Origin of the sequence: Ruminococcus sp. NK3A76 (assembly GCF_000686125.1) — a bacterium.
Classification (GTDB): domain Bacteria; phylum Bacillota; class Clostridia; order Oscillospirales; family Ruminococcaceae; genus NK3A76.
In genome coordinates, this window is record NZ_JMMA01000002.1 from 3,503,357 (window position 1) to 3,514,866 (window position 11,510).

An 11,510-nucleotide genomic window follows, 5' to 3' on the forward strand; every position below is an offset into this window, starting at 1 on the left:
GTTGCCTTAGTCAAGTGCGGTATCACTGACCGATGCTGTCAGGCTTTCTTCTCAGCCTGCCGAGCACTGAGCCTGCTATCTTTGAGAGCATACCCTTTATCGCTTTGTAGTTTATCAGCAGCAGTATGCCGTAAAGCCCGAACAGTGCCATATATCTGTAGCCTGTGCGTGGCAGATAGTTTGCTGTTACCATGAGCACAAGTATTATATTGCTGCCGAAGAAGATGAACTTGTTGAACTTAAAGCCTACGAGCTTCTTTGCATCTATCGCCCTGACTATGAACACCGCACCGTAGCCGCATACGGTAGACACTGCCGTGGCGTAGAGCCCGAAGCGCTTAAGGAAGAGAATGTTTATGCCGATGTTTATAACACCTGCAAGAATGCTTGTGTACATCGTCTTTTTGGTCTTCTTTGTAGCCACATATACGCTGCCGAGGAATGTCGTGAAGCATATATATATCATAGAGTAGATAAGGATAGGCGAGTAGAGCCTTGCGTCCTGGAAGTCAGCACCTATCCACAGCCTTGTTATCAGCTGCACGAACACTAAACAGCCGCCTGCAAGGCAGTACATAAGCGTCTGGTTCGCATCAAAGACGTTCTGGTAGAATTCCGACCTGTCTTCCGAATCATTCTCGGTTATGGCTGACATATTCCAAGCCTGGCCGAACATGAGGTATATAGATGATACTATATTAGGTATCTTGTACGCTGCTGAAAGTATACCCGTCGAGCCCTTGCCGAGATAGCTTGCCGACATGAAGCTGTCGCAGGTGTTTGTGAGCAGCCACAGAACCTGTGCAGGTATCATCGGTATCGAGTAACGCAGTATAGCATTCAGAAGCTCTCTGTCGATGTGCCCAAAGTCGATATACCGCCACAGCTTTGCTGCAAAGGTGAGGAATAAGAATGAGCACAGGTCTGAAAGGATAATTGCGAGGATATAGCCCTTGACATCCATTCTGAAGCCGATTATCAGCACCGACGTCCATACAAGCGTCATAAAGGTGGCCAGCAGGCCGTCAAACGCAAAGAGCCTTACCATTTCGAGTGAACGCACGAATGAGGAGTAGACCCACCTCAGCGACGCCGTACATACATATATGCACAGCAGTATCGTGTATTCCCCGACATACTTGTCCATAATTCCTGTGAGCTTCACTATCGGCATTATCACGCACAGAGCGGCAAGCCCTGAGAATACTATCAGGTTGCCTATAGTGAAGACCTTCTTGTTGTCCACCGCCTTGTCAAGGCCGAAGCGTATCATGGCTTCGTACACGGTGAGCGAGAATATAGGTATCAGCCAGTTGGCTATCTGGATTATAAGGTCAGTCTGACCGAGCTGCTCGGTGGTCAGAAAGTTGGTGTAGATAGGCACTAAAAACAGCACCAGCACCTTAGAGCTGAACGAGCCGAGCGCAAATATTATGGTATTCGAGACGAGCTTTTTATAGCTGCCTGTTTTCTTGTTCTCTGACATATCCATACTCCATATCAGTTGATAGTTTACATTCGAGGTGTGCAGTCATGCACACGAGCCTATAAAAATCACAACCTTTATTATATCACAAAACAGAGCGGATTGCAACCGCTTTATACATTTGTTAACTCCCATTTTACAAAATGTGGGCTGACTGTGCAGCAGATGTGATGATACTTATATGAGCATAAGAAAAAATATGAGAATTTTTTCTGAAAGCTATTGAAAAAAATAAAAAAATAAGTTATACTATAATAAAAGAACAAAAATATCCGTCAGGAGGGGAATAATATGGGGAAAGCGTTAAAGGTCATTTTAGGTGTGGCTCTTTCGGCAGCATTTGCTTATGGGGTGTTCAAGGTAGTGTATCTTATCCTTTCCGAGAAGAAGGATTATTTTGAGGCGCCGCTGTAAGGCGGCAATAGAAAGATGATGGCGGCGCATAACAAACGCCGCCGTTGCTTTTAGAAAACAGAGAAAGCATACAGGGTGAGACAAAATGAAGATAAGACCATATATATACGGCGTGGATCATATCAGCGTGGCATCGTTCGGCACAGACGAGCGCACACACGCTTTGTGGAGCGCCAATATATTCAGATATCCGCTTACGCAGGAGGGCTTTGAGGGCAAGCTGAGAGAGCTTGAAGCAAATACAGGCGATATGCCCTTTATCGCAGAGAACGGGAAAGGCGAGGCTGTAGGCTTTTTTAGCATTGAACTGTATAATGAGGGCAGAGATGCCATGCTCAAATTCGTGATAGTGTCGCCTTCACACAGGGGCGAGGGCACAGGGCTGCAATTGGTAAAGGCGGCGGCGGAATACGCTTTTAACAACACGACTGCCGGTGCTGTGACGCTCAATGTCTTCTCTGTAAACGAGAAGGCAAGGCGCTGCTATGCCGCAGCAGGCTTTGAGGAAGTCTCGGTCGAGCCGAGTGCGTTTGCTTATAACGGCGAGATGTGGGGCAGGTGCAGCATGAGACTGGAGGCGGACAAATGGAGCAGGTGACTCTTAAGGCAACACCGCACAACCCACGGCTAACGCCTCTGCACGTCATCTGCTTGCCAGCTTTCCGTCATATTACCCAAATTCTCCTTGACGTTGCGTAAAGCGAAGTGAACTTCGCTTGCAAACCTGCGTCGAATTTAGGCAATCTGACGAAAATCTAGACGTCGCATCTGACGCACAGGGGTTGTGCGGTATTGCCTTAAAAAAGCATCGGCTGATGATGCGCAGCTGTTGCACAGATTAAAATATGAGGCGTTTCTTCCCTTATATAATGTATATAAGGACGATGAGACTAACCCTGTCAAAGAGAGTATGGACAACCTGCTGCCCAAGCTGACAGCAAAGGACAGCGACTACTATATAATAGAAGCAGGCAGCACCCCTGTCGGCGGTGTAAGAGCCGTGAGCAGCCGTGAGGGGGATATGAGCATCTGCCGCATAAGCCCTCTGTTTATTACCCCTGAGTATCAGAACAGGGGTATAGCACAGCAGGCGATGCGCACGCTTATGAGTATGTATGAGCCTGACCTCTGGACGCTCTCTACCATAAAGCAGGAGGCAGGCAACTGTCACCTCTACGAAAAGCTCGGCTTTCACCCGACAGGGCAGGAGCTTATCATAAATGAGAGAATGACTATTATATATTATGAGCTTGCAGCAGACAAGCCCAAAGATAATGCCGCCCGTAACTGAGGACGGCGTTTTTGCTACATACAGAACCTGTGACCGCCTATCACTGTGACGACAGGACGTGACCATATAAACTTATTAGATGTCTTTTTAGGGTTATAATAGTATATACAGCCGCCTGTGGGATCCCAGCCGTTGAGGGCGTCACGGGCAGCGCTGTAGGCTGAGTCGGAAACCGGCTGGTCGTACTGGCCGTCTGTCACGGCAGTGAAGGCTCCTTTCTGGAATATCACACCTGAGAGAGTGTCGGGGAACGAGGGGTGCTCTATCCTGTTGAGGACTACTGCGCCCACGGCGACCTGACCCTCGTATGGCTCGCCCCTGGCCTCGGCGGAGATTATCCTTGCGAGGAGCGAGATATTAGCCTCTGTAGCGGCCGGGAGAGAGCCTATTGATATACCAAGGGCTTTTAGTGTTGCAGGGCCTGCTATGCCCGTCTGAGATATGCCCTGCTGCTTCTGGAAGCGTTTGACGGCAGCTTCGGTGATCGGCCCGTAGTAGCCTGTGACATCAGAATGGAACAGCCCTCGCTCTTTGAGTGCCTGCTGAACGGCGGTGACTTCTTTGCCACGGGAACCGTACTGAGATATTGTCTGGGTGGTCTCGGGGGAAATATTTGCGAGCACGGCAGCCGAAGTCGAGCCGAGAATGACAAAAGATATCATAAATGATCTGAAAAAAACTTTTAAATGCTGTTTTGTAATCATTTTTATTTCCTTCCTTTTATGAGTATTCTGTGAAGATATTTTTGCCTTTTTAAGCGGAAATATGCGTCTTAAAGGCGGAAAAGAGCGACTTCTCTTGCATTATAGACATAAGCTTTTAAATGGCGATACAAGGTTTTGTGCAAAACGGAGAACAGGGTAAAAACCCCTTGACATTCTCCCGAAACTGTGCTAAAATAAACAAGTCGCCTGAGGAACGGGGGTCAACGAGAGGAAAAAGAAATAAAAAAATATTTCAAAAACCTCTTGACAAACGAAAAAAAGTGTGATATAATAGACAAGCACTTTTAAGAAAAGGCGCAACGGTATCTTGAAAATTGAACAATAACGAGAAACACAAAACCCTTGAAAATTGCTTTGAGGAAACGAGAAGTAAGGTCAAGCAAAGACTAAAAAATGAGCGAAACACGACAGTGAAGAAACTGAGATCATAAATCTCGAAAGAGAATTAGGATACAATCTATTTAAAGAGTTTGATCCTGGCTCAGGACGAACGCTGGCGGCACGCTTAACACATGCAAGTCGAACGGAGTTTTAGAGAGCTTGCTTTTTAAAACTTAGTGGCGGACGGGTGAGTAACACGTGAGCAATCTGCCTTTCAGAGGGGGATAGCAGTTGGAAACGACTGATAATACCGCATAATATAGTAGGATCGCATGGTTCAACTATCAAAGATTTATCGCTGAAAGATGAGCTCGCGTCTGATTAGATAGTTGGTGAGGTAACGGCTCACCAAGTCGACGATCAGTAGCCGGACTGAGAGGTTGAACGGCCACATTGGGACTGAGACACGGCCCAGACTCCTACGGGAGGCAGCAGTGGGGAATATTGCACAATGGGCGCAAGCCTGATGCAGCGATGCCGCGTGAGGGAAGAAGGTTTTAGGATTGTAAACCTCTGTCTTCAGGGACGATAATGACGGTACCTGAGGAGGAAGCTCCGGCTAACTACGTGCCAGCAGCCGCGGTAATACGTAGGGAGCGAGCGTTGTCCGGAATTACTGGGTGTAAAGGGAGTGCAGGCGGGACTGCAAGTCAGATGTGAAATGTAGGGGCTTAACCCCTGAACTGCATTTGAAACTGTAGTTCTTGAGTGAAGTAGAGGTAAGCGGAATTCCTAGTGTAGCGGTGAAATGCGTAGATATTAGGAGGAACATCAGTGGCGAAGGCGGCTTACTGGGCTTTTACTGACGCTGAGGCTCGAAAGCGTGGGGAGCAAACAGGATTAGATACCCTGGTAGTCCACGCTGTAAACGATGATTACTAGGTGTGGGGGGACTGACCCCTTCCGTGCCGCAGTTAACACAATAAGTAATCCACCTGGGGAGTACGGCCGCAAGGCTGAAACTCAAAGGAATTGACGGGGGCCCGCACAAGCAGTGGAGTATGTGGATTAATTCGAAGCAACGCGAAGAACCTTACCAGGTCTTGACATCGTACGCATAGCATAGAGAAATGTGAAATCCCTTCGGGGACGGACAGACAGGTGGTGCATGGTTGTCGTCAGCTCGTGTCGTGAGATGTTGGGTTAAGTCCCGCAACGAGCGCAACCCTTACTGTTAGTTGCTACGCAAGAGCACTCTAGCAGGACTGCCGTTGACAAAACGGAGGAAGGTGGGGATGACGTCAAATCATCATGCCCCTTATGACCTGGGCCTCACACGTACTACAATGGCTGTTAACAGAGAGAAGCGACATAGTGATATGAAGCAAAACCCTAAAAGCAGTCTCAGTTCGGATTGCAGGCTGAAACCCGCCTGCATGAAGTCGGAATTGCTAGTAATCGCGGATCAGCATGCCGCGGTGAATACGTTCCCGGGCCTTGTACACACCGCCCGTCACACCATGGGAGTCGGTAACACCCGAAGTCAGTAGCCTAACCGTAAGGAGGGCGCTGCCGAAGGTGGGATTGATGACTGGGGTGAAGTCGTAACAAGGTAGCCGTATCGGAAGGTGCGGCTGGATCACCTCCTTTCTATGGAGAAAGCGAAAGAGAGAACGCTCTTTCATAAGAATAAATTCTCCGGTCAGCAAGGATAAGAAACAGCAGTTATTGTTCAATTTTGAAGATACCGAAAGGTATCTTGAAAAGGAAAGCATAAGACGGAACCTAAACCCTGAAGAGAGGGAAGGAAAGATAAGCCTGCCTTCTTAGAACATGGGGGTGTAGCTCAGCTGGGAGAGCACCTGCCTTGCACGCAGGGGGTCAGGAGTTCGATCCTCCTCATCTCCACCAATGGGTAAGGAAGACGAACATACCGTAGAATGTAACCGGACATTGAAATTTGTAAAGCGAATTTAAGTGACGAAGTTGCGTTGGCAAGTTTACCGGTTTTGCGAAAGCAAAACGGCGAACGAAGCGAGCCGAGGGAAACTTAGCATTTTAATTTGCGAAGCAAATTAAAATGGGCGCATAGCTCAGCCGGTTAGAGCGCACGCCTGATAAGCGTGAGGTCGGTGGTTCGAGTCCACTTGTGCCCACCATGGAAGCAAAAAAATGCTTCTGAGATAGCAACTTGAAAATTGAATAAAGGAAAAGGTAAATGCAAATGAGGAAAATAAACGACAAAAAAGTCGGGTATTTTTACTACAATTAAGCTAAAGCAAAAATTCTTTGTAAAAGGCTTTTAAAAGCAATGAGAGCATAATTCAAAATGGTCAAGCTAATAAGAGCGCAGGGAGAATGCCTTGGCATCAGGAGCCGATGAAGGACGTGGTAAGCTGCGAAAAGCTGCGGGGAGTTGCAAGCAAACATTGATCCGCAGATATCCGAATGGAGCAATCCGCATGGACAATATCCATGCATCACATACTGAATAAAATAGGTATGTGAGGGGAACCGCCTGAACTGAAACATCTAAGTAGGGCGAGGAAAAGAAATCAACCGAGATTTTGTGAGTAGTGGCGAGCGAAAGCGAAAGAGGCCAAACCGAGAGTAGCAATACTTTCGGGGTTAGGACAGCATTTAGCATTGTCAAGTTCTAGATGAAATGTATGGGAAGACATACCGAAGAATGTGATAGTCATGTAATCGAAAGGACGAGACAGCGAGCTGTATCCAGAGTACCGCAGGACACGAGGAATCCTGTGGGAATATGGGGGGACCATCCTCCAAGCCTAAATACTAACTGATGACCGATAGCGAATAGTACTGTGAAGGAACGGTGAAAAGAACCCCGGGAGGGGAGTGAAAAAGAACCTGAAACCCTGTGCTTACAAGCACCGAGAGCACGTCAAAGTGTGATCGGGTACCTTTTGTAGAATGGTCCGGCGAGTTATTGTATGTGGCAAGGTTAAGTACTTAAGGTACGGAGCCGAAGCGAGAGCGAATCTTAATAGGGTGTTAAGTCGCATGCAATAGACCCGAAACCGAGTGACCTATCCATGTCCAGGCTGAAGTGGAGGTAAAACTCCATGGAGGGCCGAACCCACGTTCGTTGAAAAGACCGGGGATGAGGTGTGGATAGCGGAGAAATTCCAATCGAACTCGGATATAGCTGGTTCTCTCCGAAATAGCTTTAGGGCTAGCCTCATGACAGATTACCGGAGGTAAAGCACTGAATGAGCTAGGGGTCGAAAGATTACTGAACTCTATCAAACTAAGAATGCCGGATAATCGATTCATGGGAGTCAGACAGCGTGAGATAAGTTTCGTTGTCAAAAGGGAAACAGCCCAGACCCACAGCTAAGGTCCCAAAGTACATTTAAGTGGAAAAGGATGTGGGGTTGCATAAACAACCAGGATGTTGGCTTAGAAGCAGCCATACATTAAAAGAGTGCGTAATAGCTCACTGGTCGAGTGACCCTGCGCCGAAAATTCAACGGGGCTAAAATGTACACCGAAGCTTGGGATTCATTCTTTTGAACAAAGCAGATTAGTACCGAACAACGCCGAAGGCGTTCAAATTCAACGATAAGGTTAGAAAGGTATTAGTAGGTTTTGTTCAAAAGAATGAGTGGTAGGAGAGCGTCGAATAAGGGGTGAAGTCATAGCGGAAGCGATGGTGGACTTTATTCGAGTGAGAATGCCGGAATGAGTAGCGAGAATTATGTGAGAATCATAATGGCCGAAAATCCAAGGTTTCCTGAGGAAGGTTCGTCCGCTCAGGGTAAGCCGGGAGCTAAGGTGAGGCCGAAAGGCGTAGCCGATGCACATACGGTTGAAATTCCGTAGCCGCCGAAAGAGTTAAGCACAGGGACACTTTAGAAGTGATGAAGCCGGGCGATGGTTGACCCGGTCGTAAGGGATCGAAAATAAGTAGAGAAGTCATCATAGATAGAGGCAAGAAAAGCTGTGTGTATTTCTAAGGCGCCCGTACCGCAAACCGACACAGGTAGATAGGAAGAAGATTCTAAGGCCAACGGGAGAAGGGTTGTTAAGGAACTCGGCAAGTTGACCCCGTAACTTAGGGATAAGGGGTGCTTGAGTGATCAAGCCGCAGAGAATAGGCCCAGGCGACTGTTTAGCAAAAACACAGGTCTCTGCTAAATCGAAAGATGACGTATAGGGGCTGACACCTGCCCGGTGCCGGAAGGTTAAGAGGAGGAGTGAGAGCTCTGAATTGAAGCCCCGGTAAACGGCGGCCGTAACTATAACGGTCCTAAGGTAGCGAAATTCCTTGTCAGGTAAGTTCTGACCCGCACGAATGGTGTAACGATCTGGGCACTGTCTCAACAACCTGCCCGGCGAAATTGTAGTACCGGTGAAGATGCCGGTTACCCGCGACTAGACGGAAAGACCCCATGGAGCTTTACTGTAGCCTAATATTGGACTTCGGTATTTCATGTACAGGATAGGTGGGAGACTGGGAAGCATGGCCGTCAGGTCGTGTGGAGTCGACCTTGGGATACCACTCTTGGAGTGCTGGAGTTCTAACCTGCGGCTTTGAATCAAGTCGGGGGACATTGTTAGGTGGGCAGTTTGACTGGGGCGGTCGCCTCCTAAAGAGTAACGGAGGCGCTCAAAGGTTCGCTCAGCATGGATGGAAACCATGCTCTTGAGTGTAAACGCAAAAGCGAGCCTAACTGCGAGAATGACGGTTCGAGCAGTAACGAAAGTTGGAGTTAGTGATCCGGCGGTATGTGAATGGAAATGCCGTCGCTCAACGGATAAAAGCTACCCTGGGGATAACAGGCTGATCTCCCCCAAGAGTCCACATCGACGGGGAGGTTTGGCACCTCGATGTCGGCTCATCGCATCCTGGGGCTGAATTCGGTCCCAAGGGTTTGGCTGTTCGCCAATTAAAGCGGTACGCGAGCTGGGTTCAGAACGTCGTGAGACAGTTCGGTCCCTATCTGTCGTGGGCGTAGGATATTTGCAAGGAGCTGTCCCTAGTACGAGAGGACCGGGATGGACGCACCTCTGGTGTACCAGTTGTCACGCCGGTGGCACGGCTGGGCAGCTATGTGCGGAACGGATAAACGCTGAAGGCATCTAAGCGTGAAGCCGCCCTTAAGATAAGATATCCCATCTGTTTACAGAGTAAGACCCCTGAAAGACTATCAGGTTGATAGGCTCAAGGTGTAAGTGTGGTGACATATTTAGCCAGCGAGTACTAATCGGTCGAGGGCTTGACCTTGATTAATTAAACTCTCAGATCCTTCCCTTTATTCAATTTTGAGGTTGTTATCAACCTACTTTCGGTGACTATAGCGATGAGGTCCCACCTGTTCCCATGCCGAACACAGAAGTTAAGCTCATCTACGCCGACGATACTTGGCTGGCAACGGCCTGGTAAAATAGGTAGTCGCCGGAATATGCACCATTAGCTCAGATGGTAGAGCAACTGACTCTTAATCAGTGGGTCCTGGGTTCGAGTCCCCGATGGTGCACCATTTTGGCCCGTTGGTCAAGCGGCTAAGACACCGGCCTCTCACGCCGGTAACGCGAGTTCGATTCTCGCACGGGTCACCAAATGATCACGCTTCTTGATCGGGGCGTGATTATTCATATGTGCGTGGACCATTAGCTCAGTTGGTTAGAGCAACCGGCTCATAACCGGTTGGTCCGGGGTTCGAGTCCCTGATGGTCCACCATTAATTTAGGGGTATAGCTCAGCCGGTAGAGCAGCGGTCTCCAAAACCGCGTGCCGAGGGTTCGATCCCTTCTGCCCCTGCCAAAGAAAAGTCCGTAAACACGCCGTTTGCGGACTTTTTGCTTTCTTTGACAACGCCCCGAAATCGGGTTTTGACAACTATTTGACAACTAAAGTTATACCAATTTATTTTTGGTTATGAAAAGATATAAAAGAAATGCCAAATTGTGTGTTTCATAATTTGTCATATCTTTTTTTGATGATTCTCTTTGACAACCTCTCGGCACGCGGTTTTGAGGATTTATCATTGACGCACTTTATCCAAAATATAAAAATATGAATGTGATAATATTAATGTCGCTTTTTATTTGTAATCATATTTTGTGTAATTGCTTTGTTCTTGAAAATCTGTTTCTTTTGTGCAATAATAGTGTTATATACTAAATAGAAAAAAGGGCTTGTTTCATTTCGGAGCAAGCCCTTTTGTAGTCATATATTTGTTTTAATCCTCTTGATTGGGAACATCATTCTCATAGGCATTTATGTATCTCTCTGTATCATAATCAGAAGCGATATCACCTTCATCAATCAAGCCTATGACCTTTCCCATAAATACCGCACCGTATTCGTCAAGACCCTTGATGGTGGAATACTTTTTGTTATAAGAATGAAGACCGTCTTTCTGATATTCCTTTATAAATGTCTCTTTGTGTATCATAAAAGCTCCGACTTCACCCGGTCGAATATCTCCGCATTCGGGAGCTTTTCTTACAAGTACCATATCCCCGTTGTGATATTCCGGTTCCATGCTTTCTCCACCGACAGTAAATACATAATCGGCTCTGTCGATAAGCTCTGTGGAATATAAATACATAGGTTCTCCTGCATCATATATATCGGTAGGATCGCCAACTCCTGCTGCAAGGTGCTTGTGGAAATATGTAAGTTTGGTTATCTTAGGCATAACAGCACTTGCTTCTGCTTGTCAGAGGTTATAAATAAGATTATCAACAGCTATCTTATGGTCATCGGAGAGCTCGCTGTAGTTTGACATCATTTTTTGCTCTCTTGTAACACACTTTTTAGTCTTTGCTTGTATGAACTTAAGTGTATTTATTGCAGAGCCTACACAAACACCTTACAAACGATAAAAAAGTGCAATAAACAGACGATTTTGCTATGATCAGAAAGAGTATCAGCTTTCAGATACTCTTTCTTTTTTAGTGCATAGATCGACATATAACATCAGAAATGGTATAATTGAAACACAGATATTATGTTGTATAGCTCACAGCCTGACCGGGAGCTTTGTCATAATGAAACACAGCTAACAAAGAATCGACACCAGCCGATACAAAGTCAAGTGAAACAACAACTGTTAATGAGGCTTCTTCTAACGCGGCAGAGACAGAAACTGATACCGCTGCTACAATGTCATGACATGCTGTATCGTAAGCAAGTAAGGCATACCCGTGACCATTTTTAATTGATCATTTTGTAATAAAAGTGCACTCTATCTGTTACAGTTTTCACTCGATACGCACCCCCAAAAAATGTGAAAGG

6 protein-coding genes, 6 tRNA genes and 3 rRNA genes are annotated in these 11,510 nt (G+C 47.0%); 12 read left to right on the top strand and 3 right to left on the bottom strand.

What is annotated here, in order from left to right:
* Positions 1 to 22: 22 nt before the first annotated feature.
* Positions 23 to 1,486 (bottom strand): oligosaccharide flippase family protein, encoded by a 1,464-nt coding sequence (locus CD05_RS19185; RefSeq protein WP_051589091.1) that lies wholly within the window; start codon positions 1,484 to 1,486, stop codon positions 23 to 25.
* A 291-nt stretch (positions 1,487 to 1,777) separates the two neighbouring features.
* Between CD05_RS19185 and CD05_RS21380 the strand changes: the two genes are divergently transcribed.
* From CD05_RS21380 to CD05_RS19190, 3 genes are all read left to right on the top strand, one after another.
* The gene (locus tag CD05_RS21380; protein ID WP_278244784.1) at positions 1,778 to 1,900 is read left to right on the top strand and encodes a hypothetical protein; all 123 of its coding nucleotides are present in this window, start codon (positions 1,778 to 1,780) and stop codon (positions 1,898 to 1,900) included.
* Positions 1,901 to 1,985: 85 nt separating this feature from the next.
* Positions 1,986 to 2,498 carry a GNAT family protein gene (locus tag CD05_RS0116405; RefSeq protein ID WP_028511395.1) on the top strand — a complete coding sequence of 171 codons (513 nt, stop codon included), beginning with the start codon at positions 1,986 to 1,988 and terminating at the stop codon, positions 2,496 to 2,498.
* Positions 2,499 to 2,729: 231 nt separating this feature from the next.
* Positions 2,730 to 3,191 (top strand): GNAT family N-acetyltransferase, encoded by a 462-nt coding sequence (locus CD05_RS19190; RefSeq protein ID WP_156947533.1) that lies wholly within the window; start codon positions 2,730 to 2,732, stop codon positions 3,189 to 3,191.
* A 14-nt stretch (positions 3,192 to 3,205) separates the two neighbouring features.
* Here CD05_RS19190 and sleB read toward each other — a convergent pair whose 3' ends face one another.
* Positions 3,206 to 3,895 carry a spore cortex-lytic enzyme gene (gene sleB, locus CD05_RS0116415; protein WP_028511396.1) on the bottom strand — a complete coding sequence of 230 codons (690 nt, stop codon included), beginning with the start codon at positions 3,893 to 3,895 and terminating at the stop codon, positions 3,206 to 3,208.
* A gap of 479 nt (positions 3,896 to 4,374) precedes the next feature.
* On the opposite strand from sleB, the gene CD05_RS19195 reads away from it, so the two are divergent.
* The 9 genes from CD05_RS19195 to CD05_RS0116460 all read left to right on the top strand — a co-directional run bounded on the left by CD05_RS19195 (position 4,375) and on the right by CD05_RS0116460 (position 10,031).
* Positions 4,375 to 5,887: ribosomal RNA gene (locus CD05_RS19195) — 16S ribosomal RNA — on the top strand.
* Between the two features lie 185 nt (positions 5,888 to 6,072).
* Positions 6,073 to 6,148, top strand: a tRNA-Ala gene (locus CD05_RS0116425).
* A 171-nt stretch (positions 6,149 to 6,319) separates the two neighbouring features.
* Positions 6,320 to 6,396: transfer RNA gene (locus CD05_RS0116430), tRNA-Ile, on the top strand.
* Between the two features lie 172 nt (positions 6,397 to 6,568).
* A 23S ribosomal RNA gene (locus CD05_RS0116435) occupies positions 6,569 to 9,491 on the top strand.
* A gap of 60 nt (positions 9,492 to 9,551) precedes the next feature.
* Positions 9,552 to 9,668 (top strand): 5S ribosomal RNA (rrf, locus tag CD05_RS0116440).
* Together the 16S, 23S and 5S rRNA genes with 6 tRNA genes alongside form the textbook arrangement of a ribosomal RNA operon.
* A gap of 3 nt (positions 9,669 to 9,671) precedes the next feature.
* Positions 9,672 to 9,747 (top strand) — tRNA-Lys (locus CD05_RS0116445).
* A 4-nt stretch (positions 9,748 to 9,751) separates the two neighbouring features.
* Positions 9,752 to 9,826: transfer RNA gene (locus CD05_RS0116450), tRNA-Glu, on the top strand.
* Between the two features lie 45 nt (positions 9,827 to 9,871).
* Positions 9,872 to 9,948, top strand: a tRNA-Ile gene (locus tag CD05_RS0116455).
* 7 nt (positions 9,949 to 9,955) lie between these two features.
* Positions 9,956 to 10,031: transfer RNA gene (locus CD05_RS0116460), tRNA-Trp, on the top strand.
* Positions 10,032 to 10,449: 418 nt separating this feature from the next.
* On the opposite strand, the gene CD05_RS0116465 is transcribed toward CD05_RS0116460, so the two are convergent.
* Positions 10,450 to 10,911 carry a S24 family peptidase gene (locus CD05_RS0116465; RefSeq protein ID WP_028511397.1) on the bottom strand — a complete coding sequence of 154 codons (462 nt, stop codon included), beginning with the start codon at positions 10,909 to 10,911 and terminating at the stop codon, positions 10,450 to 10,452.
* Positions 10,912 to 11,510: the final 599 nt, after the last annotated feature.